This is a genomic window from Geothrix sp. SG200 (genome assembly GCF_022808935.1).
Lineage (GTDB): Bacteria > Acidobacteriota > Holophagae > Holophagales > Holophagaceae > Geothrix > Geothrix alkalitolerans.
In genome coordinates, this window is sequence record NZ_JAKZFR010000002.1 from 76873 (window position 1) to 102565 (window position 25693).

General features: G+C 68.9%; 22 protein-coding genes and 1 pseudogene. 7 read left to right on the forward strand and 16 right to left on the reverse strand.

Going from position 1 to position 25693, the window contains the following annotated elements; genetic code table 11:
• Positions 1 to 4 precede the first annotated feature (4 nt).
• From ML539_RS05695 to ML539_RS05710, 5 genes and pseudogenes are all read right to left on the reverse strand, one after another.
• Complete coding sequence (locus ML539_RS05695) at positions 5 to 859, reverse strand: hypothetical protein (RefSeq protein WP_243321515.1); 855 nt, start codon at positions 857 to 859, stop codon at positions 5 to 7.
• Positions 860 to 915: 56 nt separating this feature from the next.
• A complete protein-coding gene (gene buk, locus ML539_RS15650) occupies positions 916 to 2058 on the reverse strand; it encodes a butyrate kinase (protein WP_347710744.1) in 1143 nt (380 codons plus the stop codon).
• 36 nt (positions 2059 to 2094) lie between these two features.
• A pseudogene (locus ML539_RS15655) lies at positions 2095 to 3135 on the reverse strand (phosphate acyltransferase); the annotation flags it as partial.
• A 64-nt stretch (positions 3136 to 3199) separates the two neighbouring features.
• Complete coding sequence (locus ML539_RS05705; protein WP_243321521.1) at positions 3200 to 3835, reverse strand: hypothetical protein; 636 nt, start codon at positions 3833 to 3835, stop codon at positions 3200 to 3202.
• 38 nt (positions 3836 to 3873) lie between these two features.
• Positions 3874 to 5523, reverse strand: a complete 1650-nt coding sequence (locus ML539_RS05710; RefSeq protein WP_243321522.1) for a hypothetical protein — start codon at positions 5521 to 5523, stop codon at positions 3874 to 3876.
• 211 nt (positions 5524 to 5734) lie between these two features.
• Between ML539_RS05710 and ML539_RS05715 the strand changes: the two genes are divergently transcribed.
• The 6 genes from ML539_RS05715 to ML539_RS05740 all read left to right on the forward strand — a co-directional run bounded on the left by ML539_RS05715 (position 5735) and on the right by ML539_RS05740 (position 13072).
• On the forward strand, positions 5735 to 7768 hold the full coding sequence (locus ML539_RS05715) for an SPFH domain-containing protein (RefSeq protein WP_243321524.1): 2034 nt from the start codon (positions 5735 to 5737) through the stop codon (positions 7766 to 7768).
• A gap of 85 nt (positions 7769 to 7853) precedes the next feature.
• Positions 7854 to 8699: a tetratricopeptide repeat protein gene (locus ML539_RS05720; protein ID WP_243321527.1), complete on the forward strand. Its 846-nt coding sequence runs from the start codon at positions 7854 to 7856 to the stop codon at positions 8697 to 8699.
• 80 nt (positions 8700 to 8779) lie between these two features.
• Entirely contained in the window at positions 8780 to 9199 is a 420-nt protein-coding gene (locus tag ML539_RS05725) for a DUF1801 domain-containing protein (protein WP_243321529.1), read from the forward strand.
• A gap of 46 nt (positions 9200 to 9245) precedes the next feature.
• Complete coding sequence (locus ML539_RS05730; protein WP_243321531.1) at positions 9246 to 9896, forward strand: class II aldolase/adducin family protein; 651 nt, start codon at positions 9246 to 9248, stop codon at positions 9894 to 9896.
• Positions 9897 to 10031: 135 nt separating this feature from the next.
• Positions 10032 to 11027 carry an S-methyl-5-thioribose-1-phosphate isomerase gene (gene mtnA, locus ML539_RS05735; RefSeq protein WP_243321532.1) on the forward strand — a complete coding sequence of 332 codons (996 nt, stop codon included), beginning with the start codon at positions 10032 to 10034 and terminating at the stop codon, positions 11025 to 11027.
• A 59-nt stretch (positions 11028 to 11086) separates the two neighbouring features.
• Positions 11087 to 13072, forward strand: a complete 1986-nt coding sequence (locus ML539_RS05740) for a TonB-dependent receptor (RefSeq protein ID WP_243321534.1) — start codon at positions 11087 to 11089, stop codon at positions 13070 to 13072.
• Here the strand turns inward: ML539_RS05740 and purF are convergent.
• The 4 genes from purF to ML539_RS05760 form a co-directional block, all read right to left on the reverse strand.
• Positions 13062 to 14498, reverse strand: coding sequence for an amidophosphoribosyltransferase (gene purF, locus ML539_RS05745; protein ID WP_243321537.1), 1437 nt, complete (start codon positions 14496 to 14498; stop codon positions 13062 to 13064). The two genes, ML539_RS05740 and purF, sit on opposite strands and share 11 nt — an antisense overlap.
• Positions 14499 to 14585: 87 nt before the next feature.
• Positions 14586 to 14963, reverse strand: a complete 378-nt coding sequence (locus ML539_RS05750; RefSeq protein WP_243321540.1) for a hypothetical protein — start codon at positions 14961 to 14963, stop codon at positions 14586 to 14588.
• Positions 14960 to 15979, reverse strand: a complete 1020-nt coding sequence (locus tag ML539_RS05755; RefSeq protein ID WP_243321543.1) for a glycosyltransferase family 9 protein — start codon at positions 15977 to 15979, stop codon at positions 14960 to 14962. Before ML539_RS05755 ends, ML539_RS05750 begins: the two co-directional genes overlap by 4 nt.
• Complete coding sequence (locus tag ML539_RS05760) at positions 15976 to 17664, reverse strand: glycosyltransferase family 39 protein (RefSeq protein ID WP_243321545.1); 1689 nt, start codon at positions 17662 to 17664, stop codon at positions 15976 to 15978. The genes ML539_RS05755 and ML539_RS05760 overlap by 4 nt, the downstream gene beginning before the upstream one ends.
• 53 nt (positions 17665 to 17717) lie before the next feature.
• Between ML539_RS05760 and ML539_RS05765 the strand changes: the two genes are divergently transcribed.
• On the forward strand, positions 17718 to 17960 hold the full coding sequence (locus ML539_RS05765; RefSeq protein ID WP_243321547.1) for a hypothetical protein: 243 nt from the start codon (positions 17718 to 17720) through the stop codon (positions 17958 to 17960).
• Positions 17961 to 18027: 67 nt separating this feature from the next.
• Here the strand turns inward: ML539_RS05765 and ML539_RS05770 are convergent, their stop codons facing one another.
• The 7 genes from ML539_RS05770 to ML539_RS05800 are packed head-to-tail and all read right to left on the reverse strand — an operon-like array spanning position 18028 to position 25690.
• Positions 18028 to 19695, reverse strand: coding sequence for a glycosyltransferase family 39 protein (locus ML539_RS05770; RefSeq protein ID WP_243321549.1), 1668 nt, complete (start codon positions 19693 to 19695; stop codon positions 18028 to 18030).
• A 15-nt stretch (positions 19696 to 19710) separates the two neighbouring features.
• On the reverse strand, positions 19711 to 20763 hold the full coding sequence (locus ML539_RS05775; protein ID WP_243321552.1) for a bifunctional UDP-4-keto-pentose/UDP-xylose synthase: 1053 nt from the start codon (positions 20761 to 20763) through the stop codon (positions 19711 to 19713).
• Positions 20764 to 20823: 60 nt separating this feature from the next.
• On the reverse strand, positions 20824 to 21726 hold the full coding sequence (locus ML539_RS05780; RefSeq protein ID WP_243321553.1) for a CorA family divalent cation transporter: 903 nt from the start codon (positions 21724 to 21726) through the stop codon (positions 20824 to 20826).
• The gene (locus ML539_RS05785) at positions 21726 to 22790 is read right to left on the reverse strand and encodes a zinc-binding dehydrogenase (RefSeq protein ID WP_243321555.1); all 1065 of its coding nucleotides are present in this window, start codon (positions 22788 to 22790) and stop codon (positions 21726 to 21728) included. Before ML539_RS05785 ends, ML539_RS05780 begins: the two co-directional genes overlap by 1 nt.
• Positions 22791 to 22800: 10 nt before the next feature.
• A complete protein-coding gene (locus tag ML539_RS05790) occupies positions 22801 to 23799 on the reverse strand; it encodes an NAD(P)H-dependent glycerol-3-phosphate dehydrogenase (RefSeq protein WP_243321557.1) in 999 nt (332 codons plus the stop codon).
• On the reverse strand, positions 23786 to 24451 hold the full coding sequence (gene plsY / locus ML539_RS05795; protein ID WP_243321559.1) for a glycerol-3-phosphate 1-O-acyltransferase PlsY: 666 nt from the start codon (positions 24449 to 24451) through the stop codon (positions 23786 to 23788). The genes ML539_RS05790 and plsY overlap by 14 nt, the downstream gene beginning before the upstream one ends.
• Before the next feature lie 12 nt (positions 24452 to 24463).
• On the reverse strand, positions 24464 to 25690 hold the full coding sequence (locus ML539_RS05800; protein ID WP_243321562.1) for a CinA family nicotinamide mononucleotide deamidase-related protein: 1227 nt from the start codon (positions 25688 to 25690) through the stop codon (positions 24464 to 24466).
• Positions 25691 to 25693: the final 3 nt, after the last annotated feature.

Genomic DNA, 25693 nt, shown 5'->3' on the forward strand with positions numbered 1-25693 from the left:
GCACCTACTTCTTCTCGACGTTCAGCTCCGAGAAGGTCATGAGGATCTGCTGCTTGTTCGCGCTCCCCATCCAGACGCTGAGGTCCAGGGCCACAGGGAGCGGAAGGTCCTGGACGGCCTTGTTCGTGATCAGGACCTTCAGGCGCAGGGAGGAGTCCGCGGACACGTAGTCGCCGTCGTAGCTGGCCAGCACCAGCCCGCCTGGCTGGCGCTCGAAGGTGGGCCGGATGGAGGAGTCGAAGGCCGGACTCTTCACCTTCATCTCGGTGATGGTGAACGTCCGGTCCATCTGGAGGTGCACCTTGACATCCCCCGTCTCCTCCCAGTCCACGAGGTAATGGGAGCCCGCATCCATCACCCGGGCGGAACCGCCTGCGGGCGGGAACGGGGTGTTCACCATGAAGGGAGCCCAGGTCTGGAAGAAGCCCGTGAGGGTCTGCTCCATGCCGCTGTACACCTGGTTCAACCCGGCCGTGGTCTGGGGATTCGGGCTGTCCACGGTGTTGTGCGAGACCTGGGCATCGCCCTGGGGGCCCACCCGCACGTCGAACCGGACCTTCGCGAAGAGGTCCATGGCCGCCTTGTAGCCCTCCGGATTCGCCTTCGCCTGTTCCGCCAGCATGGCGGCCCAATCCGGCGTCGCGACAAAGCGGTAGCGGTTGAAGCCCTTCCCGGCCAGGTTCACGTAGGCAGCACGGGCCTTCTGGAGCACGCCTTCGGGGTCGGGCACGGCCTTGGGTGCCGGTGCTTTTGGCGCCGCTTTGGGGGGCGCGGCCAGGAGCACGGGTCCCCAGGCCGCCGGTCCGAGTCCGGCCGAGGCGAGGAGGAGGATCGGGGCAACACGGCGACGGTGGCTCAAGGGGCCCTCCGGAAGGTCAGGTTTCGACGATGGATGGCCCCAGTCTAAGGGCGTTCTCAGGCTGGCGGGTAGTCCTTGGCCATTTCCCGGCCGGAGAGGACGCGCAAGGCACCCTTGGCTAGGGCGGCCATCTCGTTCTCGCCGGGGTAGACCTTCACGGGGCAGCCGAGGGCGGCGGTCAGGCGGGTCAGCTCCGCCACCAGCTTCGGGGAGCGGGCCATGCCGCCCGTGAGGAGGATGGCGTCGATGGAGGCGCCCTCGAAGGCGGGCGCCAGCGCCGTGATGGCCTTGGCGATCTGGTAGATCATGGCGTCATAGACCAGCGTGGCTTCGACGTCCCCGGCCTCCACCCGGCGCTCCACCTCGCGCATGTCCGAGGTGCCCAGGAGGTCGATCATGCCGCCCCGGCCCTTGTTCTTGAGCTTCAGCTCACCCTTGGTGTACTTGCCGGAGAAGCAGAGGTCGATGAGCTGGCCCGCAGGCAGGGTGCCCGTGCGCTGGGGCGAGAAGGGCCCTTCTCCGTCCAGGCCGTTGTTCACGTCGATGTAGCGGCCCTTGCGGTGGGCGCCGACGGTGATGCCGCCTCCCATGTGGGCCACGATGACATTCACGCGCTCGTAGAAGGTCTCGTGCTCCTCGGCGTAGCGCCGGGCCGTGGCGATCTGGTTCAGCGCATGGCTGATCACGCGGCGGGGCAACTCCTTCAGGCCGGAGATCTTCACCTTGGGATCGGCCTCGTCCACCACCACCGGGTCCACGATGTAGGCCGGGGTGCCCGTGCCAGCCACCAGCTCGGCGGCGATGAGGGCTCCCAGGTTCGAGGCGTGTTCCCCGCGGGTTCCTTGTTTCAGGTCCTCCAGCATGGGAGGGCCCACCCGCCAGGTGCCGTGGGGAATGGGCCGCAGCAGGCCCCCCCGCCCGGCCACGGCGTCGAGGTCCGCAGGGGTGAAGCCCCGGTCCCGCAGGAAGCACAGGACCGCATCCTTGCGGAAGGCGAACTGCTCGGTGATGGGGTGGCCCTCGAAGGGCTTCAGCTCTTCGGCGGAATGCTGGAGCTCCTCCGTGAACCGCTCCTCATCGCCTTCGAAGATCGAGGTCTTGGTGGACGTCGATCCGGGGTTCAGCACCAGCACGCGATGGCGCCGGAAGAAGGTGTCCTTGGGCGTCCGCTTCCACTCGCCGTAGGCGTGCAGGCGCATGACGGAGGCCTTGACGGCCAGGCGGATGTCCTCGGGCGTGCAGTCCATGGGCAGGTCCACGCCCTGGAACCAGAGGCCGAACATGACGGGGAACTTCTTGGCCTCCGGGAACCGCGTGGCGTAGAGGTGGTAGAGCAGGTTCCCCATGTCCAGGTTGGGGCACACGATCACATTGGGGACGCCTTCCCAGGGCAGGCCGTCCGCATGGTACAGGTCCGCGGAGCGGCGCGAGAGGGCCACGCTGACCTTCACCTCCCCACGGATGTGGATGCTGGCGTAGCGCGTGTGGTGGGCGATGCGTTCCGCGAGGATCTCCGGCACCAGCTCGGCGGCCTGCCGCACCAGCTCGGGCGACGGTCCCTCGTCGCTGCCGCGGTTGGAGTACGACACCATGGCACAGCGGATCTCCGGCAGCACCTCCTCGGGGATGAGGTCGCGGGCCACCGCGCAGGTGCCCACGGCCACTTCCGCCAGCGTGCGCGGCGTCATCGTCGCGTTCACGCCCACGTCGCCGAACACCACGATGTTGCGGGGGTAGACCTCCTCGGGATGCTCGTCCGGCAGCACGAACACGCCCGCCTCGCAGGCGACGCTGCGTTGGGACAGGATGTCCACCATGGGGCGGAAGAAGGCCTTGGGTTCGTGGATGGCGCCGCCCACCACCATGTCGGCGTGCCCGAGCTTCACGGCCCAGATGCCGAAGCGGCCGGGCTCCCGGACCAGGTCCCGGGCCTCCGCGATCCCGATGGGCCGCTGGTGAGTCCTCCCGAACTCCACGCAGGCCGCGGCGAAGGACTCCACCAGGTCCGGCCGGGAGGCGGGATCCACGAAGGCGCTCTCGGAGAGGGTGTAGGCCACCCGGTCCGCGCCCAGGTGCGCCAGCCGCTGGGCGGCCACGGCCCGGACCTCGGCCTCGGGCGCGAGGAAGACAGGGCGGATGAAGCGCCCGAGAAAACAGGCGGCTTCGAGGGTGCGGGGATCCAGGGCCTCCGGGAACATCACCGTGGGGCGGTTCCGGGGCACGGCCAGGAGACGACTGTCGAGGGACGCTTCGATGTCAAACATGGGGCTCCGCATCGCTTGAAAAGCCTTGCAGCGCAGAGTCTAGCAGGCAGCGGATTCTATTTTGCCGATCCCGTGGTCACATATCCTGCGACCGGTCTGCGACTTGGGCCGACTCCACCCAGATCACCTCGCAGGAACCGTCCCCGGTATCCGTCCGGCTCAGGCTGCTCACCCAGTGCCAGCCGTCCTTCCCGTCCGCCCGCACGAGCTGGCCCTTCAGGTGGACCAGCTGTCCCACCCGGGCCGCCTTCAGGCGCCGGGCGACACCTCCGTTCGCGGGGATCATGTGCATGTTGGCGCTGTGGCTGACGACCTGGGTTTCCGGGACGGGCATGCGCGCCGATCGCCAGAAGTACCAGCGGTCCCGCTGGTCGATGGTGAAGGCCTCCAGAATGCGCGAATCGGACATGGGGCCCCACCCCAGGGCCAGGTCCACGGGCGACAGCTCCGCCGCCCGATCGAAGCGGTAGCGCTCCTTGCCCAGGATGCGCGCATGGATATCGAAGGCGGCGAGCGGCGTGATGGTGTGGTTCTTGAAGGTCCAGGTCGCCGTCGATTCCGGAGGTTCCTGGACCGGTTCCTCCGGCGCGAGAGCGCCGGCAGGCTGGGATACGGCCCGCTGGTCCCACCACAGGAACGCGGCGACCAGGACCAGGCCAGCCATGACCAGGCCTGCCCGGCGCTCACGCCACCTCTCGAGCCATGCATCCATGGTCCAAGGCTACTCTGACCAGCCGCCCGGATCCTGGATCAGAACTTCACGACATCCGTCGCGACGAACTGGTGGTGTTCCGTGCCCGGCTCCCGAACCAGCGGGTAGGCGATGGTCAGCAGGAACACCCGCCCGACCGAGCTCTTCAGGTTGCCCAGGCGCAGGCCACCGCCCACGTCCACGTAGGTGCGGCTCCAGCGCCCGGTGTCGGTCCGGTGGATGGCGCCGGCGTCCGCGTAGGCCACGAACCCGAGCCGCAGGATGCCGAGCCAGTCGTAGGAGGTGTTGACGCGCTCTTCGAGGGAGGCCATCCACCGGCGATCCCCCAGCAGCAGGTGGTTCCCGTACCCCCGCATCCCGTCCATCCCGCCCAGGTAGAGGTAGGACTCGGGCTCCGGCCGGCGGACTGCGTCCAGCTGCACATAGGCCGCCTGGGTCTGCGCCCGGAAACCCTGGTAGTAGGTGGTCAGGCTGAGCGTCGCGAGGGCGTCGCGCCAGCCCTCGGGCTCATGCCGGGTCGCCCCCTTGGCCCGGAGCAGGATGAGGGAACTTTCCCCCGGCGCCCATCCCTTGGAGGCGCTGACCCGGACGAAGGGCGAGTCGAGGTCGCTCCCCAGGCTCTTCAGATAAGAGCCCACACTGACACTCGCGGCCCACCCGAGGTTGTAGTCCTCGGAGTGGGTCATGCCCGCGAGGTCCCGGAACGTCCGGAACCGGTCCTCGAACAGGCTCCACGAGACGTGGAGGCCTCGCAGCCGGCGATCTGTCAACGAGGGAACGGGGAGGTTCCCGGCATCCAGAGTCTGGATCGGGCCGTACGCGGATCGGCTCAGGTCCAGCCCTCCGCCCAGCCGCACAGCCCGACCGTCCATCACCGCGGCGGCCATGGAGCCTTCGACCAGGAGGCCCTCCTGCCGGGAGGCGAAGGCGTAGGCGGTGCGCTCCTGGTTGTAGACCGACTGGATGGCGTCCGAGGACGAGGCCCTGAACGTCATGGACCATGGTGTTTCCAGCCCCCGGTACGGCTTCGAGAGCTCGAGGTAGCGGGTCTTCCCGTCCGAGAGCACCTGATAGCGCGAATCCAGCGTCCATTGGGTTCCGAGGATCTGCCGGTCCAGGTACTGCATCGTCTCGATGGAGCGCTCGGGGGTGCGCTCGTGGGACAGGATCAAGTCTTTCCCGTAGCCCAGGAAGTTGGCCTCGTGGAGGGAGAACCCGAAATTCCGCTGCCCGCCCACCTGGGTGAAGCCCGCGCTGCCCTTCAAGGTCCAGGCATCCCGGGTGCGGACCACGGCCCTGACTGCCCCGGTCTCGTCCACCTGAGGGTCGATCTGGGCGTCCTTGAAGAACCGGAAGGTCCGCAGGTTCCGCTCGGCCTCATGGATCAGCCGGGCCTTCACGGGATCCCCCGGCTTGAAGGGGATCTCCCGGCGCACCACCTGCTCCCGCGTCTGGATGTGCAGGAAGTTCGCGGTACGACCGATCCAGTGGTTCTCGTGGGGAAGGGAGAGATCGAAGACATCCCCCACGCGGATGTCGATTCCTGCGATGCGGGCCTGTCGGGCCTCCAGCTCTTCCCAGGTGGGCGGCGCCTGGGCGCCGAGCGTGGTGCCGACCAGGAACCCCGCCAGGGCAGCCCTTCGGCAGAAGCGATCCGGACGTCGGCCCCTTTCCTGCGCGATGGACATGCCCAAAGCCTAGGCGAAATGGTGACGGCCGTCACGGCGGATGGGCGGGATCCGCCTATGATTCGTGCCTTCGTATGGTTCTTTCCGCGCAGGATTCCAGTCATCCGCTCCTCCCGGAGCCGGGACGCAGGACCGCGGAAAGCTCCCCGAATCCGGGCGGGACGGCGCGCCGGAACGGTAACCTATCCCAAACCCGTCCCCTGGAGTCCTCATGGACCTCACCTGGCTTTCTGCCAACCCCGGCCTGACCCTGCTGACCCTGCTCGCGATCACCTTCGCGGTGCTGCTCCTCAGCAAGTGGATCCGCTACATCCCGAACAACCGCGTGGGCATCGTGGAAAAGCTCATCAGCCGGAAGGGCTCGGTCAAGACCGGCCTCATCGCCCTCAGCGGCGAGGCCGGCTACCAGCCCCAGCTCCTGCGCGGCGGCTGGCACCTGCTCACGCCCTTCCAGTACCGCATCCACAAGATGCCCCTGGTGACCATTCCCCAGGGCAAGATCGGCTACATCTTCGCCCGCGACGGCCACGACCTGCCGCCCTCCCAGGCCCTGGCCAGCAATGCCCACGGTGCCGACTTCCAGGATGTGGTGGCCTTCATTCAGGGCGGTGGCGAAAAGGGCCCCCAACGCCAGATCCTGCGCGAGGGCATCTACGCCATCAACCTGGCCCAGTTCGTGGTGCTCACCGAGGACCGGCTCTTCTACCTGCCCCTGGATCCCGGCGAGTTGGACACCTTCCAGAAGATGAGCGCCATCATCACCGAGCGCGGCGGCTGGCGCCCCGTGATCATCAAGGGCACGGACGACGCCGTGGGCATCGTGACCGTGCATGACGGCCCCAGCCTGGCCAGCGGCGAGATCATCGCCCCCACCGTGGGCGAGGACCCGCATCAGGCATCCAGCTACCACAACAACTTCCAGGACGCGGACAAGTTCCTGGTGGCGGGCGGCCAGCGCGGGCGCCAGTACCAGGTGCTGGTGGAAGGCACCTACTACATCAACCGCCTCTTCGCCACGGTGGAGCTGATCCCCAAGACCGTGGTGGAGGTGGGCACCGTCGGCGTGGTGGTGAGCTACACCGGCGCCATCGGCGCCGACATCAGCGGCCAGGAATACCGCCACGGCGAGCTCGTGGCCAAGGGCAGCCGCGGCGTGTGGAGCGAGCCTCTGCTGCCCGGCAAGTACGCCTTCAACACCTACGCCGGCAAGGTGCTCATGGTGCCCACGACGAACTTCATCCTGAAGTGGTCCAAGGGCGAGGTGGGCAGCCACAAGTTCGACGAGAACCTGGCGGAGGTGAGCCTCATCACCAAGGACGCCTTCGAGCCCAGCCTGCCCCTCTCGGTGGTGGTGCACATCGACTACCGCAAGGCGCCCCTTGTCATCCAGCGCTTCGGCGACATCAAGAAGCTGGTGGAGCAGACGCTGGATCCCATGGTCAGTGCCTACTTCAAGAACATCGGCCAGACCCGCACCCTCATCCAGCTCATCCAGGACCGCAGCGCCATCCAGGAGCTGAGCGGCTCGCAGATGAAGGAGAAGTTCGCCCAGTACAACCTCGAACTGCAGGAGGTCCTCATCGGCACGCCCACCAGCGGGGCGCCCGGCGGGCAGATCGAGCAGATCCTCGTCCAGCTCCGCAGCCGCCAGATCGCCGACGAGCAGGTGGAGACCTACGGCCGCCAGCAGAGCGCCGCGGTGAAGGAGCGGGAGCTGCGCGAGGCCGAGGCCCGGGCCAAGCAGCAGACCCTGCTGACGGAATCTGCCATCGGCATCGAGGTGCAGAGCAACCAGGGCAAGGCCGATTACGCCAAGGCCCAGCAGCAGGCCGCGCAGATCCAGACACTCGCCGGCGCCGAGGCGGAGAAGGTTCGCCTCATGGGCGAGGGCGAGGCCAAGCGCATCAAGGTCATGGCCGAGGCCCAGGCCGAGCAGGCCGCCCGCGTGGGCATCGCCCAGGCCATGGCCATCGAGGAACAGGTCCGCGCCTACGGCGGACCCCAGTTCCAGCTGGTGCAGCAGGTCATGAGCCGTTTCGCCGAAGCCATCGAGAAGTCCCAGGTGGACGTGGTGCCCAAGATCCACATGGGCGGTGGAGAGAAGGGCGGCGGCAGCCTCATCGAGAGCCTGCTTGGCCTCCTGCTCAGCGAGAAGGCCGGCCAGCTCGCGGGCGTGGTGCCCACTGCGGCCAACCCCGAGGCCGAGGCCTTGAAATCAGCCCTGAGGCAGAACCTCACGAAATGACCCATCCCGGGTTTCCAGGAGAAGGGGCGGCGATGCCGCCCCTTTCGCTGGTAGGTTTGGAGGATCAATTCCTACCTGTTTCCGGATGCCCATGCTCGCGCTGCTCCTGCTGTCCCCCTTCGCCCAGGTCCAGTCCCAGGGACTCGCCATGCCCATGCCCGCCTCGGCGGAGGCTCTCTACAAGGCTGGCGACTGGGCCGGCCTCGCGGACTGGTTCGAGACCGTGCCGCCCGCCACCCGGGGAGCCCACTACGAGACATGGATCCAGGCCCTCCAGCGGAGCCGGCGCTGGGAGCGCCTCGTGACGGTCTGCGAAGCGCTCCAACCGCAGCTGGAGGCCAAGTCCGGCCCCCGTCTGGGCATCTACCGCCTCTACCGGGCCCAGGCCCTGAGCCAGCTGGGCCGTCATGCCGAGGCCGCGGCCGCCCATGCCGAGAACGGCCGCCTGGGCTACCCAGACGGCTTCTCCAACGCCTGCACCGAGGCGAGGCTGTCCCAGGACTGGAGTTCCCTGCTGGCCTACGCGACGGAGCTACTAGCCAGGAGGCCCGATCAGGCCCTCGGACTGGCCTGGAAAGGCGAAGCCCTCGCCCGGCTGGACCGGTTCCCCGAGGCCGAGCCGATCCTTCGCGAGGCCCTGGTGAAGGATCCGAAGATCGCCTACGCCTGGAACAACCTGGGCCGCTGCCTCAATGAGCGGAAGGCCTGGGGGGAGGCCTGTGAAGCCCTGGACCGGGCCCTGGCTTTGGATCCCGGCCAACTTGAGGCCCTCTTCAACCGCGGCCGCGCCCGCTTCGAGCTGAAGCTCTACAAGGAGAGCCGGGACGACTTCCGCGCCGCACTGGCCCTGCGCCCGAACGACCCGGTCATCGCCGAGAACCTGCGCCAGGCCGAGCGCTACGCAGCCCTGCCCGCACCCAAGTCGCGCTAGGCCTGGGTCATTGCGAGGCATGCCAAGACACGCCCCTGCCTCCCCGGCCTTGACTTGTCCCGACCTTCCAGGGTGAGCCCATGAAAAAGACAGACGCGAAGCAAGGCCAGTCGGCTTCGGAACTCATCTCTGGACGGATCGCCGAGCTCGGCAACTGGCGGGGGGAAACCCTCGATAGGATCCGCAGGCTCATCCGGGAGGCCGACCCGGACATCGTCGAGGAATGGAAATGGATGGGTACGCCCGTCTGGTCGCACGATGGCATCATCTGCACGGGCGAATCGTACAAGAAGGCTGTGAAGCTCACCTTCATCAAGGGCGCGTCTCTGGAAGACCCGGACCATCTCTTCAACTCGAGCCTCGAAGGAAACGCGCGCCGCGCCATCGACATCCACGAGGGAGACGAGATCAACGCATCCGCCTTCAAGGCGCTCATTCGCCGAGCGGTCGTCCTCAACATCGCCGGCAAGCCGAAAACCACGAAAAAAGCGAAGCCATAGGAGACCTCAGGCCAATTTCCGTTCTTCCTCAGGCGATAATCCCGTCATGGACGCCAACGGCCCACTCCACGACCTCCTCGACGGCTGCCGCCGGCTCCATGCGGGCGGTCTCCTGGCGGCCTCAGACGGCAACCTCTCCGTGCGCCTGCCCAACGGCCTCATCGCCATGACGCCCAGCGGCGTCCCCAAGGCCAAGGTGCGCCTGGAGGACTTGGCCCACCTCACGCTGGATGGCGAGATCCTCTCGGGCCGTCCCAGCAGCGAGCGGGCCATGCACCTGGCCATCTACCGGGCGGTGCCGGAAGCGAAGGCGGTGGTCCACGCCCACCCGCCCACGGCCATCGCCTGGACCCTGGCCCGGCCTGAGCTGGCCGAACTCCCCTCCGACGGCCTGCCCGAGGTGATCCTCGCCGCGGGCCGCATCCCCATCGTGCCCATGGCCATCCCCGGTACCGAGGCCATGGGTACGAACCTCCTGCCGTTCCTGCCCGGGCACCGCCTCATGATCCTGGCCCGCCATGGCGGCCTCTGCTGGGGCGAGCACCTGGACGAGGCCGTGGGCGGCCTCGAGCGCCTTGAGCAGGTCGCCCAGATCCTGTGGAAGGCCGAGGCCCTCGGCGGCGCCAAGCCGCTGGCTCCTTCCGAACTCGAAGGGCTCCGGGCCCTGCGCGCGAAGCTCGGGTCGAGGATCATTTGAACTCGATTGGAACGACAACCGCCAACCGCAGAGAGCGCGGAGAACGCAGAGGGGCTCTTGTTCATTTCTCTGCGCTCTCGGCGTTCTCTGCGGTGAATCCACCTTTCATGCCCCCCGCCGGATTGAGAACTGCCCATGAACCCTTTTGAATCCCTCGGACTGAAACACGACGGCCGCACGCTCTGGGTGCTGGACCAGACCCAGCTTCCGGACGCGGAGGTCTGGCTGGACGGCAGCGACCCGGAGGTCATGGTGGGCCTCATCAAGCGGTTGGCCGTGCGCGGCGCGCCGCTCATCGGCGTGGCGGCCGCGGCGAGCCTGGCCACCTTCGCGCACCGGAGCGCCTCTGCTTCCGAGTACGCGGCCGCCTGCGCATCCCTGCGCGCAGCCCGGCCCACGGCCGTGAACCTCATGTGGGCCATGGACCGAATGAAGGATGCGGCTGATCCCGTGGCCGAAGCCCAGGCCATCTTCGAGGAGGACGTGCGCCTCTGCGAAGGCATGGCCCAGCACGGTGCGGCGCTCATCCAGGACGGTGAAGGCATCCTCACCCACTGCAACACCGGCGGCCTGGCCACCGCGGGCATCGGCACGGCCCTGGGTGTCATCCGCCGGGCCCACGAACAGGGCAAGCGAATCCACGTGTATGCGGACGAGACGCGGCCCCTTCTGCAGGGCGGCCGCCTCACGGCCTGGGAACTGCGCAAGCTGGGCATCCCCTCGACCCTCATCACCGACAGCATGGCGGCCCTGCTCATGCGCGACGGCAAGGTGCAGCGGGTGCTCGTGGGCTCGGACCGCGTGGCCGCGAACGGCGACTTCGCCAACAAGGTGGGCACCTACGGCGTGGCCGTGCAGGCCCGGCACCACGGCGTGCCCTTCCACCCCGTGGCGCCCTTCAGCACCGTGGACCTGGCCTGCCCCAACGGCGCCGCCATCCCCATCGAGCTGCGTTCAGAGGCCGAGGTGCGCGGCTACGGCCCCTGGCGCTGGGCCCCGGAGGGCATGCCCGCCTGGAACCCCAGCTTCGACGTCACGCCGGTGGGGCTCGTGACTAGCCTTGTTCTGGATCGAGGGGTCTTCACGGCCGCACAGCTGGAGGCCGGAGCGCTTCGGAGTCTCCTCTCGTAGTGCCGATTCTTTCCATCTCTGGTTCAATGAGGGAAATCACCTCATGAACCGGAGATTTTATGACATTGAAGCCCACGGCTCTGGCGGGACTGGCGCTTCTTCTGGCCGCCAGCGGCGCTCTGCCTGCCCAGGAATCGCCGGAAAGCGGCGCGCCCGGCCAGGAGAAGCCGCGGGAGTCCTGGGCCGCCGAATCGAGGCCCGTGGCCGTGTCCCGCACGCCAGGCCAGGTGGTGATCTTCGACGAGGACGACATCCTCCGCTCCGGAGCCCGCACCCTGGGCGAGTTCCTGCTCCGCGAGCTGCCCTCCCAGGTGCAGAGCCAGGGCGGCCCGGGCCTGCCCTCACGCATCTACCTGGGCGGCAGCCGGCCCCAGGACACTCTCGTCACGATCGATGGCATGCCCCTCATGGACCCCGGCCGCCTGGGCCAGGACCTCAGCGAGGTGCCCCTGCTCGGGATCACGCGCATCGAGGTCATCACCGGCTCGCCCAGTTCCGGTGCCAGCGGCCAGGGCGGGACCCTGGCCCTCTTCACCGGCAAGCCCCCCCGCCCCGGCGTCTCCGGAGACCTGGGCGGACTGGGCGGGAACAACGGACAGGGCCAAGGCACGGCCACGCCCGGCTACGCCTGGGAGGGCGGTTACCTCCGTGGAGGCAACCTCAGCGCCGAGGAGAAGCAGGCCGTCCCCACAGACCGGCCCTACCGCCAGGTCACCAACTTCCTCGGGCTCGGCCAGCGTTGGGGTTCGGCCACCTGGAGCCTTGCCTGGCGCGGCACGGCCTTCGGCGTACCGGAGCCCTACCAGGAAGTCTCCGACACGCTGCGGATCTACAATCCATCCCGGGAGAGTCGCCAGCGGAGCGACAGCGGGCAGCTGAGGCTGGACTGGGATCTGGGGCGCGGCATGGCCTTCGAGATGGCCCTGGGCCTGGCCCGCTTCCGCCACGAGCAGCCGCCCGTCGGTTCGGCCACACCCACGGCCTTCGAGGGCCGGGACACCCGCTTCCAGTCGGCTTTGCACCTCCGGACCGGTTCCCGCTCGAGCCTGAGCCTGCGCCTCGATGGCCAGGACCTGCGGCAGGACGGGGACCTCGATCCCGCCATCACCGGCCTGGCCAAGGGCACTCAGGTGGGCCTGGGCCTGGAGTGGCGCTTCGAACCCCGGCCCGGCACCTGCCTGCTGGGCCAGGCGCGGGCCACGCAGGATCGCCAGAACCTGGACCTGGGGGGCTCGGGCACCGAGGTGCTCCGCGCCTCCGGCCACACCCTCCGGCTGGGCATCAACCAGGAGCTTGGCTACGGCTTGCGGCTCTACGCCGCCGGCGGGAGTGGCCGCACCGCCCCCGCCCTCCTGGAGCAGTTCCGGAACAGCCTCGTCCCGGGGACGGCCCCCCTCCGTATGGAGCAGGTCACCTTCTTCCAGGTCGGCCTAGGCTGGGGCCGGGGTGCCTGGTACGGACGGCTGGAGAGCCAGCAGCAGACCGGGAAGGACCTCGTCGGTCCGTCCGGGCTGACCTACGCGAACCAGGACCGGGTCCGGGTGCGGGGGACGGATGCCGCCTTCGGCTGGCGCTCGGCGAAGAAGCTGGGAGTGGAGGCCTTCCTGCGCACCCAGGAGGCGCGCGACCTGAACGCGCCGGACGGCCAGCAGTACCGCACGGCGGCCTCCCAGCGCCGGCCCTTCTCCTCGCACGGGATCAGGGGATTCATGGGCTGGAGCCACGTGCAGACCGAGGTCCACTACACCCTGCAGGGCCACCAGTACTCCTCCTTCGGGGACGGCGGCGGCCGGGCTGCGGCCAACGGGTTGCCGCCGGTCATCCGCGCCACTCAGGTGGTCTACCGGGACATGGGGATGTCCACCACGGTGACCGCCGGCCGGCATTGGACCTTCGTCCTCCGCGGCGAGCACCTGCTGCAGCCACGAACCAGCGCCGACCAGTGGCTCACCGCCAGCCGCGAAGGCCAGAACGACGCCTACATCATCGACGGCTACCCCGCCGCCCCGCCGAGCTACTCCATGGAGGCCCGGTTCAGGTTCTAGCCGCGGCGGGGGTGTTGGTCTTGGCCGCGAACCCCTCGGGGGGATAGATGTAGTCCAGGTCGAAGCAGGCGGTGCAGAACTCCTGGCGGCGGCCCGGCAGCAGGCCCTCGAAGTCGGCCACGTCCAGCCATCGCAGGCTGTCGGCACCCAGGTACTCGCAGATCTCCGATTCGGACATGCGGTTGGCGATGAGCTCTTCGCGGGTGGGGGTGTCGATGCCGTAGAAGCAGGGGCCGATGACCTTGGGCGAGCCGATGCGGACGTGGATCTCTTTCGCGCCGGCAGACCGCACCATCCGCACGATCTTGCGCAGGCTGGTGCCACGTACGATGGAGTCGTCGATGAGTACCACCCGCTTTCCCGGAAAGAAATCCGGCAGCGGGTTGAACTTCTGCTTCACGCCCTCGTCCCGGCTGGCCTGGGTGGGCTTGATGAAGGTGCGGCCCACATAGTGGTTCCGCAGCAGCCCCATGCCGAACTCGGCCTTCTTGGTCCTGGCGTACCCCAGGGCGATGAAGTTGGAGGAGTCCGGGACGGGCATCACCACGAGGTCCTCGCCGTTGGTCAGGGCGCCATCCTTGGCGGCCATGCAGGCTCCGATGCGTTCCCGGGCCTGATAGACCGATTCCCCGAAGATGGTGCTGTCGGGCCTCGAGAAGTAGATGAGCTCGAAGACGCAATGACGGGCCCGAAGCGGGGCGGAGGCCACGGAGACCACGGGCCGGCCCTTCTCCAGGCGCAGGATCTCGCCGGGCTTCACCTCCCGCAGCCGGCGGGCTCCGATGATGCCGAAGCCGCAGCACTCCGATGCGAAGACCGTTCCTTCGCTGGCGGGCTCGCCCTCCCCCTCGTGCCCCAGGTGGCCCATGACGAAGGGGCGGAAGCCATGGGGATCGCGGAAGGCGTAGAGGCGATCCTTGTACATCAGCACCGTGGAGAACGCGCCCTTCAGCTCGCCCTGGACCCGGGCGATGGCCTGCTCGATGCTCAATCCGTCCCGCACGTGGTAGAGGGCGATGAGCCGTCCGATCAGCTCGGCGTCGTTGTCGCTCTTGAACACCACGCCGTCCCGCTCCATGCGCGCCCGCAGCTCCCCATAGTTGATGAGGTCGCCGTTGGAAGCGATGGCCATGACCGGCCCTTCCGCCAGCTCGATGGCATGGGGCTGGGCGTTCGCCACGTCGCTGCAGCCCGCGGTGGGATACCGGACGTGCCCAATGGCCGTCGCGCCCGAGAGGCGGGCCTGGGCCTCCTCGTCGAGCACCTGCTTCACGAGCCCCATGCCCTTGTGGGCCACGATGCGGCCCGCGGCGTCCCGGGCGGCGGCTCCGCAGCTCTCCTGGCCCCGGTGCTGGATGGCGAAGAGGATGGAGGAGACGATCGACGTGGCTCCCTCGGCTTCAAACACACCTGCGATGCCACACACGCTCAGCCTCCTGAAACAGATGCTCCAGGATACCAAGCGGCCCGCGGCCTCCGGAGACCGCTACGCTCTGGTCGGAGACCGCAGCGTTTAATGCCCCCGGCCGCTCAGGGCCTGGAGCCCCACGCCGACGACGATGATGATGAGGGCCACCCAGCGCATGGGGGTCATGGCCTCGCCGAGGAAGGCCCGGGCCATGAGGGCGTTGGCGACGAATCCGAGCGCCAGGAAGGGATAAGCGTAGTTCACCTGCACCATGGACAGGGCGCCGAGCCACACGACCACGCTCACGGCGTAGCAGGCGAGGCCAGCCAGCACCCAGGGTTCGAGCATCAGCCTGAACAGAGGGCCGACGGCCAGCTGCATGCCGCCAGCGGCCTGGAGGCCCTTCTTCAGGCAGATCTGCGCGGCCGCATTCAGCAGCACGCCCAGCACGATCAGGGGAATGGCCTTCAGGTTGGGGCTCACGGAGTCTCCGGGACAGGGGCGGCGAGGTGGGCTTCCAGGGCGTCCCAGATGATGCCGGCGGGCACCTGGGTCATGCAGGGGTGGTCCGGCAGCGGGCAGTGCCACTTCTGGCACTCGAGGCAGGCGAGGTCCTCCTTGCGCACCACGGTCACCTTCGGCCCCCGGGGCGCCGTATGCCGCGGGATGGTGGGCCCGAACACCACCACCACCGGGGTGCCGACCACCGCCGCCAGGTGGGCCAGCCCGGAATCGTTGGCCAGCACCGCCTGGGCGCCCGCCAGCCATGCGGCGCTCTGGGACCAGGGGATCCGCGCCGTCAGGTCCAGCGCCTCGGGCACGCGCTGGCGGAAGGCCTCGGCCCGGGTCACGTCGTCTCCGGGACCGCCCAGCACCACGATGCGGAAGCCTGCCGCCAGGGTGCGGTGGGCGAGATCCACCAGGAGGTCCAGACCCAGGCGCTTGGCCCCCGCGGCCGCGCCCATGGCGAAGGCCACATAGGAATCCCGGTCGAGGCCGTGATCCCGGCGGGCGGCCTCCACGCAGGCGAGGCTCTCCTCCCTGGGGCGAAACGGGAGGAAGGCCGGGGAGCCCAGCTCGGGATAGCCGAGTCGCACGATGTCGCGGTAGCGGTCGAGGGAATGGTCATCCCGCTTCCAGTACTTGAGGCTGGATGTGAGAAGAAGGGAGGCCCCCCCATCTCCGCAGCCCACCCGGCGCGGCACCCTCGCCACGAACGCAGCGGCCGGGGCGCGCAGGCTCTTGGCCAAGGCCAGCAGGGAGGCCGGCTGGTGGTCCCGCAGCAACCGGGCGCCTTCCAGCAGGCCCGCCTTCTTCGGGGGATCGGCCACGACACCAACGTAGCCTGGGGACCCTTCGAACAGCTCCACCGTGGCCGCCGGCCCCCAGGCCACCAGGGGCTGGCCCGCGGCCAGAAGGGGCGCGGCGGCCTGGTGCATCAGGATGGCGTCGCCCACGAAGCGGGGCATGCGGATCCAGTGGGCGCCGGCCGGAATCAAGACCTCCTCCTGAGGAGCAGGATCTCGCCGCCGCCCGTGGGCACGGCCAGCAGCACTTCGAACCGGCGGCGCAGAGCCGGAGTCATGCCCCAGGCGTCCTGCTCCCACTCGCTGCGCTGGGCCACCAGGCGGGCCTCCGGGTCGAGGGTCTCCAGGGCTTCGGCCCGCCGCAGTTCCGGCATGAGGTGGTCCGTGTAGACCATGACGCCGCTGCGGATGGTCTGCCAGTAGAAGACCTGGCGCCCGGCGATCAGGGGCTGGACAGCCCCGGTCCAGCGGCGGTAGCTCTTCTGCGGATCCAGCAGCCGGAAGCCCCAGGTGCCACCCACCAGATATAGGAGGCCCAGGCTCAGGGCCGCCGCAGGAACGAGGCGCCTGGACTGCTGCCTCCAGGCCAGCACCGCCACGGCGACCGTTCCCGCCCCCAGGACCAGGGCCATGAGGCGGATCGGACCCTGGAAGGCCGCCAACTGGGTCTGCACCTTCGCGCCGCCCGCCCCCGTTGCCGCGGCGGTCAGGGCCAGGGCCGGCAGCGCGAGGCCGAGCGTGAGCAGAAGGCCCAGCCGCCGGGCGCGGGAGTCCTCCAACCGCCGGAACAGGTCGCCGACGAGCAGGGCCAGGAAGGGGTAGCCCATGAGCAGGTACTTGCCCTGCTTGCTCTGCACGGCGCTGAGGAAGACGAAGGGCACCAGGAAGGCCAGCAGGGCGAAGCGCTTCGCGGGGTCCCCCAGGCACCGCTCCCGCCGCAGGTGCAGGGCCAGGGCCGGCAACAGGAGCACCCAGGGGAAGAAGTCGCCCAGGGCGTACTCGAAGTACCGCCACCAGGGCTGGATGTGATCCCAGGCGTGCGTGGCGCGCTGGAAATTCTGGAAGATGATCAGCTCGTAGGCGTAGTGGGCTCCGCCCTTGAGGCCTGCGGCCACGTACCAGGGCGCCACCAGCAGCAGGGTGAGGCAGAGGCCCGCGACGATGCCCGCCCGCCGCAACACCGCAAGGTCCCTCTGCCAGGCCAGGAAGGCCGCAAGCACCAGGACGGACAGCACCGGTGCCAGCGGCCCCTTGGCGAGGAAGGCCAGGGCCAGCCAGAAATAGGCCTTGAGGAACCAGCGGCGGTGCTCGCCGGAGGCGGCCTCGGCGCTGTGGCCCCGCAGGAGGAGGTAGCCCCCCAGCCAGGCCAGCCAGCTCCAGGCCAGCAGAGCGGAAAAGAGCATGTCGATCTGGATGAACTGGCTCTGCCAGAACCAGAGGGGCGTGGTGGCGAGCACCAGGGCCGCGGGCTCGGCCGTCCCCGGCTCCAGAAACCGGACAGCCCAGCGCCGGAAGGCGGACAGGAAGGCCACGGCGGCGATCACGGAAGGCAGACGGAGGGCCCAGGCGGCCACGCCCTGGGTGAAGCCCAACCCGCCGGTGAGCGCGTCCAGCAGCACTGAGGAACCCTTCATCACCCAGTAGTAGAGGATGGGCTTCTCGCTGTAGGGAACTCCGTTGAGGTAGGGCAGCAGCCAGTCGCCGCGGAGGCGCATCTCCTTCACGCACTGGGCGAAGTCCGGCTCGTCCGGAGCCCAGAGATCGCGCATGGGCAGCACCGCCAGCAGCAGCAAGGCGAAGAGCAGCTCAGGCGCGTGGGCCCGCAACCACTCCGCGAAGCGGCCCCTGGAGGGCGAGGCGTTCGGATGTCTGTCCATCCCTCCATCTTCCCTCATCGTGGGGAGATCCCCAATGGGCTTACAATGGAGGCATGGCGCCCGCCCTCCTCAGCCTCCTGCTCCTGGCCGCCCCCGTTCCCGCGGACGGCGTGAAGGAGGACATCAAGCAGGCTGCCCGGCAGATCGGCCAGGGCTTCAAGAAGGGCGGCAAGGCGGTGGGTCACGCGGCCAAGGAAGGCGGCAAGGCCGTCGGCCGCGGCGCCAAGACTGCCGGCAAGGGCGTGGCCAAAGGCGTCAAGGAAGCCGGACACGGGGTCAAAGAGGCCGTGAAGTAGGCGTCCTCTCCACCGGAGCCGGAGCGAGAAGCAACCGACCCGAGAGGGAAACGGTGAAGGTGCGGACTTAGCGCCGCCTGGCCACCACCGCGGCCGGACTCTGGCCCACCACCTCCCAGCGCGCCCTTTCCTCCGGGGGGAGCCCCTTCCAATTGGCGGCCTTGGCCATGACGAACACGGGGCGCTCCGGCGCCTCGGCCTTCAGGAGCTCGGCCATGGTGCCCAGGGCGTCCGGGTTTTCGTTGAACCAGCGGGGCGCCACCGAACCCAGGTGGTCGCGGCCATAGGCCAGCTCACCGGTGCCCGCCACCACCACCGCCCGGGTGCGGGCGTAGAAAGGGAGGCCCTGGAAATAGTTGCCATAGCTGATCCACTGGGCTTCCGGAGGTGCAGAGCGGGCCAGATCAGCCACAGACTTGCTGGGGCCCACGGCCACCTGAGCGGTGGCCGTCAGCAGCCACAGGGCGATCCCCATGGTGACCATGAGGCGCGGCCCGGTGAGGCCCTTGAGGTGACGGGACCAGAGGCCCAGCCCGATGAAAGCCAGGCCAGGCAGCGCCAACCACCAGGATCCCTTCAAGCCGGTGTGGAGGGCCACGGCGGCCGAGAGCAGGAGGGCGCCGAGCCCCATCAATTCCCAGCCCATGCGGCGCAGAGCCGCGGGAGCTTCGCTTTCGCGCTCGAAGGCGCAGGCCAAGGCGGCCAGGGGCACGAGGACGGGCAGGATGTAGGGCGGCAGCTTGGAGCCGGACAGGCTGAAGAAGGCCAGGGGCCAGACGAACCCCATGACAGTGGCGCCGACGACCCACCGGGCCATGGGGTCCTGGGCCTGGGGGCCCCTGCCCCTCAGGAAGGCCCAGGCGCGCTTGAGCCCGACCATCGAGATCGACAGCCAGGGCAGCAGCCCGACGGCGAGGACCCCGATGAAATAGAGCTTGTCCAGCAGCCAGTTGTTCGAGCCCTGGCGGGCATGTTCATGGGTCAGGAAGCGGGTGAAGTGCTCGTGGATGAAGAAGAATTGAGCGTGGCCGGGATTGGCGCGGTCCACGAACCAGAACCAGGGCGACACCAGGACCAGGTAGAGCAGCCAACCCAGGGGATCGAAGGCCGTCCGCAGGATGGCCCGGCGAAGGGCGGCGTCCTTCCAGCCGAAAGGCAGGGAGAACACCAGGATGCCCCCCACGAGGATCACCTGGGCCAGCCCCTTGGTGAGCATGGCTCCGGCCATGAGCGTGAAGGCCACCAGCGTCCAGCCCAGGCCGCCCTTCCCCTCCCGGCGCCGGACCACGGCCTCGACCAGGGCCGCCAGGGCCGCCACCAGGAAGGCGCTGAACAGGGCGTCCAGCGTGAGGAGCTGGCCCACGAGGAACGCCAGCAGTCCGGTCGCAGCCATGAAGGGCGCCCAGCGGGCATCCCGGGTGCCGAGGCGCCTGGACAGCCGCCAGGCCGCCCAGATCATGAGGCCCGAGGCCAGGGCCAGGGGCAGCCGGGCGGCCGCGCCGTTCTGCCCGAAGAGTTTCATGCCGAGGGCGGACAGCCAGTACTGCAGGGGCGGCTTCTCGAAGTAGAGCACCCCGTTCAGCCTGGGCGTCAGCCAATCGCCCGTGGCCAGCATCTCGCGGGGGATCTCCGCATAGCGCCCCTCGTCCGGCTCCCACAGCGGCCGCACCAGGAGCGGGAGCAGGCCGAGGAAAGTCCAGAGGGCGAAGAGGGTGTACCGTTCGCGGCGCGTCATGGGCGCGGATCGGGCCTAGTTCTCGGTCTCGACGATCTTCTCCAGCGCCTTGTGCTCTTCCACGAAGAAGTCGATGGCCTTCTTGAGAGAATCCTTCATGGACACCTTGGGCTGGAAGCCGAAGGTCTGCTGCATGCGCTTGATGCTCGGCGTGCGGCGGGCGACGTCCTGGTAGCCCTTGCCGTAGAACTCACCGCTGCCGGTCTCCACCATCGTGCCTTCGGGGATGCCGCGCTCGATGCGGAAGGGGTGGTCCTTCCAGATGGCGATCATCATCTCGGCGATCTCGCGCACGCTGTAGTCATTGGCGGGGTTGCCGATGTTGAAGATCTGGCCGTCGGCCTTGCCGCCCTCGTTGCGCAGCACGGCCATGAGGCCGTCCAGGGCGTCCGCCACGTCGATGAAGCAGCGGCGGGCCGTGCCGCCGTCCACCAGCTGCAGGGGTTCGCCGTTGAACAGGTTCCAGCTGAATTGGGTCACCAGGCGGCTGCTGCCCTCCTTGGCGGTGTTCAGGCTGTCGAGCTTGGGGCCCATCCAGTTGAAGGGCCGGAAGAGCGTGAACTTCAGGCCCTGCTGGAAGCCGTAGGCCCAGATGACGCGGTCCAGCAGCTGCTTGCTGGTGCTGTAGATCCAGCGGTTCATGGGGATGGGGCCCGTCACCAGGGGCGACTCGTGCTCGTCGAATTCCGCGTCGGGGCACATGCCGTAGACCTCGGAGGTGCTGGGGAACACCACGCGCTTCTTGTACTTCACGCACTGGCGGACCACCCGGAGGTTCTCCTCGAAGTCCAGCTCGAAGACGCGCAGGGGATCGGTGACGTACACCTTGGGCGTGGCGATGGCCACCAGGGGCAGCACCACGTCGCACTTCTTGATGTGGTACTCGATCCACTCCTTGGAGATCGTGACGTCGCCCTCCACGAAGTGGAAGCGGGGGTTGGCGAGGTGGTCGGAAACCTTGTGCGTGCCCAGGTCCAGGCCGTACACCTCCCAGTCCGTGTCCTGCATGATGCGGTCCACCAGATGGGATCCGATGAATCCATTGACACCGAGGATGAGGACCTTCACGGGAGCTCCTTGCGCAAACGTTTCAGTCTAGCCGCTTACCCAGACGGGCGCAGCAGGCGCCTATTTCAGCCAGCCCTTCCGGCGGAACCAGGCCCAGATGGCCAGGGCGGTGAGGAGCATGGCAACGATGACCAGGGGGTATCCGAAGCGGTGCTCCAGCTCTGGCATCCGCTTGAAGTTCATCCCGTAGACCCCTGCGATGAACGTGAGTGGCAGGAAAAAGGCGCTGAAGACCGTGAGAACCCGCATGACCTCGTTCGTCCGCTGGCTGGCCAGGCTGATCTCCAGGTTCATGAGGTGGGTGGCGCTCTCCAGCAGCTCGTCGGCCCAGGTGTGCAGGCGATCGGCCTCCTCCACCACGTCCGCCAGCAGGCCCTGGTCGTCCCGGGCCTGCTCCTTGAGCGGGCCCAGGGCCGTCGTGATGCGCCCGAGGGTCCGTTTGATGACCGCGCAGCGGCGCTTGAGTCCGTAGACCTGCCGGACGCCCTGGTGGGGGATCTTGCGGTTGAAGAGGGCGGCCTCGATCTGGTCCAGCTTCTCCTCGCTCTCGCGCAGGGGCTCGTCGAAGGAGGCCACGGCCTTGGCGCAGAGGGCCAGCACCAGCTGTTCCGGGCGGAGGGCCTGACCCGTCGCCGCCCGCCCGGCGGCCTGGGCGAAGAAGGGCTGCTCCCGGCGGTGGACGGTGATGACCGCGCCCTCCATCATCAGCACCACCAGGCGGCGGGTCATGGCCTGGATGGTGTCACCCCGCTTGGCCACTTCGTCGTAGGCCCGCAGGATGAGCAATTGCTGCCCGGGGAGCCGCTCGAATTTGGGCAGATGGGGCTGGTTGAGCAGGTCCCGCACCGCCGCGGGATGGAGCCCGTAGCGTCCGGCCACCTCGGCCATTTCGGCGGCCGTGGGATCCACCAGATCCACCCAGGTGAAGGTCGAGCCTTCCGGAAGCGGCAGGTTCCTCAGCATCAGGGCACCCGGCACACCACCTTGCCGAAGCCTTGGCCGGCCTCGAGGTGGCGCTGGGCCTCGGGATAATCCGCCAGGTCGAAGGTGCGGTCGATGACGGGCCGGAAGGGCGGGTTGGTCGGGTTCTTCTTCAGCAGGGACAACAGGGTCCACAGGTGTTCGCGCCGGCCCATGTACGAGCCGCGGATCTGGATCTGCTTGGCGAAGAGGGCTCGCAGGTCGAAGGAGGTCTCCCGCCCGGTGGTGGCCCCACAGGTGACGATGCGGCCCCCGCGCGCGCAGGCGCTGAGGCTGGTGGCCCAGGTGGCGGCCCCAGTGTGCTCGAAGACCACGTCCACTCCGCGCTTGCCGGTCAGGTCGCGCACCTTGGAAGCCAGGGCTTTCAGGTCGCCCCGGACGAGGACATGCTCGGCACCCAGGTCCCAGCACTTCATGGCCTTGGCCTCGCTGCCCACCACGGCGATGGCGGTGCCGCCCAGGGCCTTCACCAGCTGGATGGCCGCGCTGCCCACCCCGCTGCCCCCGCCCCACACGAGGGCGGTCTCCCCGGGCCGGAAATCGACTTTGTGGACGAGCATCTCCCAGGCCGTGAGGAAGACCAGGGGAAAGGCCGCGGCCTGATCGAAGTCCCAGTTCGGGGGGATGGGCAGCAGGTTGGCGGCGGGCACCAGCACATGGGTGGCGGCTGTGCCGTCGCAGACATGGCCCAGCACGCCGTACGAAGGGCAGAGCATGTCGTCGCCCCGCAGGCAGGCCGGGCACACGCCGCAGCTCAGGCCCGGCGCGATCATGGCGCTGCCGCCCACCTCCACGCCCGGGGGCAGGACCGTCCCGTCGCCAGCGGCCGCCACCACGCCCGCACCGTCGCAGCCGGGCGTGAGAGGAAGCGGCAGGGGGAACCCCGGCAGGCCGAAGGTGGTCCAGAGGTCCAGGTGGTTGAGCGCCATGGCCTTCAGTTCCAGGCGGACCCAACCCGGTCTCGGCTCCGCGGGGGTGAAGGCTTCGCGGACGGGCGAGCCCGCGGGGCCGTGCTGGAGGATGCGGAAACGGAACGGATCGGCCATGGAAGGCCTCCTATTCAGACTTCAACGACCTCGTCATCAGCCGCCGCACGGCTTCCTCGGGGCGCTCGCCGTTGAGGAGGCGGTGGACTTCAGAGGCAATGGGCAGGTCCAGGCCGTGCTCCTTGGCCAGGGCCAGGGCGGCGTCCGTGGTGAACATGCCCTCGATGATCTGGCCGCCCAGGGCATCCCGGGCCGCCTCCACACTGTTCCCCTTCCCCACCAGCTCGCCGAAGGTGCGGTTGCGGCTCTGGGGGCCCGTGGCCGTGAGCAGCAGGTCGCCCATGCCGGCCAGGCCCATCACCGTGGACGGCTGGCCGCCCAGCACCTCCACCAGCCGGGCCATCTCCGCCAGGCCCCGGGTGATCAGGGCCGCCCGGGCGTTGTAGCCCAGCTTGAGGCCGTCCACCAGGCCCGCGGCGATGGCGAGGACGTTCTTGAGGGCGCCGCAGAGCTCCGTGCCCACCACGTCCCGGCTGAGGTAGATGCGCAGTCTCTCGGAGGAGAGCTGGGCCTGGAGCGCCATGGCCCGCGCGTCGCTCACGGTGGGCGGCAGGGCCATCACGATGGCCGAGGGCACCCCCCGGCTGACCTCGTCGGCGAAGGTGGGGCCGGAGAGAACACCCACGGGGATGTCCAGCACTCCCGTCAGCGCCTGGGACAGCGTCTGGTGGGTGCTCTGGAGGATGCCCTTGCTGACGTGGATCACGAGCTCGGCCGCCTGCGGCACCTTCGGACGCAGCATCCTCCAGGCATCCGGCGTCACCTGCGTCGGCATGGCCGAGATCCAGAGCGGGGCGCGGAAGGCTTCGGTCGGATCGTCCGACGTCTGCAGGTTCTCGGGGAAGGCCACGTCCTTCAGGCGGAGGTGCCTGCGCGTGGCGGCCATCTGGGCCATTTCGTCCGGGAAATTGCCCCAGAGCGCCACCTTTGCGCCCGCGCGGGCCCAGGTGATGGCCAGGGCCGTGCCCCAGGCGCCGGAGCCGAAGACGCCGATGTCAGCCCTGGACATTCGCGTCCTCCTTCTTCGCGCCCCATAGCTTGGATTCAGTGCCCGCCTGCAGCCGCAGGATGTTCTCGCGATGCTTCCAGATCACCAGGATGGCCAGGGCGGCCCAGGGAAGGACCGGCGCCGGCCCTTGGCCCAGTAATTCCGCCACGGGAGCGTGGGCACCTCGGATCATGAGGAGGTGTACCGGCACCATGGCCGCGGCCAGGATGCTGCCCAGACTGACATGGCGCGTGAGCCATAGCGCGAAGAGGAAGGTCCCCATGGGCAGCAGCACCATGGAGGCGTCCGCGGCCAGGATCACGCCCAGGGCCGTGGCCACGCCCTTGCCGCCCTGGAACCTCAGCCAGGGCGTGAACACGTGGCCCAGCACAGCCGCCAGAGCCATGAGGGACAGCAGGTCGACACCCACGCCCGCCTTCTTCGCCAGAAACACGGGCAGGAAGCCCTTGGCGATGTCCAGCAGCAGGGTGACCACGCCCAGGGCCTTGCCGCCCACCCGGCTGACGTTGGTGGCCCCGATGTTGCCGCTGCCATGGGCGCGCACATCCCCCTTCCCTGCCAGCTTCACCAGCAGGAGACCGAAGGGGATGCTGCCGCACAGGAAGGCGGCCAGGCACCAGAGGATCGGGGAAGGCACGAGTGGCGATGGCATGGACGCAGTGTATCAGCCGATCCGCGAGACCCGCCTCAGCAGGTCCAAAGCCCCGGCCATTCCCCGCAGCTGCACGTCCACCCGGTCACCGGGGATGGTCAGGGCCTTCGCGACCGTTCCCTCTGGTCCAGCCAAGGCGATGAACAGGGCTCCCACTGGGGCGCCCCCTTCGGCACTCGGGCCGGCATTGCCGGTGATCCCCAGGCCCCAGGTGGCGCCCAGCCGGGCTCGGACCTTCTCGGCCAGCTCTCGGCTGGTGGCTTCGGACACGGTGCCATCCAGGCCCAGCTGGCCTGCATCCAGCCCCAGCAGGGCCACCTTGGCGTTCGCCGAGTAGACCGTGGCGCCCCCCAAGAACACCTCGCTGGCGCCGGGAATCGCCGTGAGGCGGGAGGCCAGCAGGCCACCCGTCACGCTCTCGGCCACGGCCAGCGTCTCCCCCCGGGCCTTCAGGCCCGCCAACACCGCATCCTCGAGGTTGCCATCCCCCACGCCCACCAGGTCCTCGCCCAGCACGGGAAGGAAGTCGTCCCGGGCGGCCTCCAGGGCCGCGGGATCGGAGCCGCGGGCCAGCAGCTCGACCTGGGTGAGGCTGGCGAGGATGGTCCAGTCCAGGTGGCCGTGCCGCTGGCGAACCTCGCGGATGCGCTCGTCCAGGGCGCTCTCAGGCACCCCCGCCACCACCATGCGCAGCGTGTGCGTGGGAGCCCCTGCCAGGGCACGCAGGCGGGGTTCCACCTGGTCCTCCCACATGCGCTTCATCTCCCGGGGCACCCCCGGCATCATCACGATGCGCACGCCGGGATGCCCCTTCGGGCCCTCCCACCACACGCCCGGAGCCGTGCCCACGGGGTTGCGCAGGGCCTCCGCGCCCTTGGGCAGCAGGGCCTGCTTGAAGTTCGACTCGGGCGGGACGCGCTTTCGGGCGGCGTAGAAGGCCAGCATGTCCTCGCGGCTCCGCGCGTCCTCGCGCAGCTCCACGCCAAGGACCTCCGCGAAACACTCCTTGGTGAAGTCATCAAAGGTGGGCCCCAATCCGCCCGTGGTGAGGATGACGTCCGAGCGCGTCAGGGCCTCGCGGAAGAGCGCGGCCAGATCTTCATGGCTGTCGCCCACGGCGGTCTTGCGGTGGAAGGCCAGGCCCAGGGAGGCCAGGCGCTCCCCCAGCCACACGGAATTCGTATCCAGGCGGCGCGTGGTGAGCAGCTCGGTGCCGATGGCGATGCATTCGATGCGCATCGT

Bases quoted from the DNA above. Each gene is read 5' to 3' on its own strand.
- ML539_RS05785 (WP_243321555.1), bottom strand. From the start codon at position 22,790: ATGGCCGATCCGTTCCGTTTCCGCATCCTCCAGCACGGCCCCGCGGGC.
- ML539_RS05730 (WP_243321531.1), top strand. From the start codon at position 9,246: ATGGACGCCAACGGCCCACTCCACGACCTCCTCGACGGCTGCCGCCGG.
- mtnA (WP_243321532.1), top strand. From the start codon at position 10,032: ATGAACCCTTTTGAATCCCTCGGACTGAAACACGACGGCCGCACGCTC.
- ML539_RS05765 (WP_243321547.1), top strand. From the start codon at position 17,718: ATGGCGCCCGCCCTCCTCAGCCTCCTGCTCCTGGCCGCCCCCGTTCCC.
- ML539_RS05725 (WP_243321529.1), top strand. From the start codon at position 8,780: ATGAAAAAGACAGACGCGAAGCAAGGCCAGTCGGCTTCGGAACTCATC.
- ML539_RS05740 (WP_243321534.1), top strand. From the start codon at position 11,087: ATGACATTGAAGCCCACGGCTCTGGCGGGACTGGCGCTTCTTCTGGCC.
- ML539_RS05800 (WP_243321562.1), bottom strand. From the start codon at position 25,690: ATGCGCATCGAATGCATCGCCATCGGCACCGAGCTGCTCACCACGCGC.
- ML539_RS05770 (WP_243321549.1), bottom strand. From the start codon at position 19,695: ATGACGCGCCGCGAACGGTACACCCTCTTCGCCCTCTGGACTTTCCTC.
- ML539_RS05780 (WP_243321553.1), bottom strand. From the start codon at position 21,726: ATGCTGAGGAACCTGCCGCTTCCGGAAGGCTCGACCTTCACCTGGGTG.
- ML539_RS05710 (WP_243321522.1), bottom strand. From the start codon at position 5,523: ATGTCCATCGCGCAGGAAAGGGGCCGACGTCCGGATCGCTTCTGCCGA.
- ML539_RS05715 (WP_243321524.1), top strand. From the start codon at position 5,735: ATGGACCTCACCTGGCTTTCTGCCAACCCCGGCCTGACCCTGCTGACC.
- ML539_RS05760 (WP_243321545.1), bottom strand. From the start codon at position 17,664: ATGGACAGACATCCGAACGCCTCGCCCTCCAGGGGCCGCTTCGCGGAG.
- ML539_RS05790 (WP_243321557.1), bottom strand. From the start codon at position 23,799: ATGTCCAGGGCTGACATCGGCGTCTTCGGCTCCGGCGCCTGGGGCACG.
- ML539_RS05705 (WP_243321521.1), bottom strand. From the start codon at position 3,835: ATGGATGCATGGCTCGAGAGGTGGCGTGAGCGCCGGGCAGGCCTGGTC.
- ML539_RS05720 (WP_243321527.1), top strand. From the start codon at position 7,854: ATGCCCATGCTCGCGCTGCTCCTGCTGTCCCCCTTCGCCCAGGTCCAG.
- buk (WP_347710744.1), bottom strand. From the start codon at position 2,058: ATGCGCCTGCACGCCTACGGCGAGTGGAAGCGGACGCCCAAGGACACC.
- plsY (WP_243321559.1), bottom strand. From the start codon at position 24,451: ATGCCATCGCCACTCGTGCCTTCCCCGATCCTCTGGTGCCTGGCCGCC.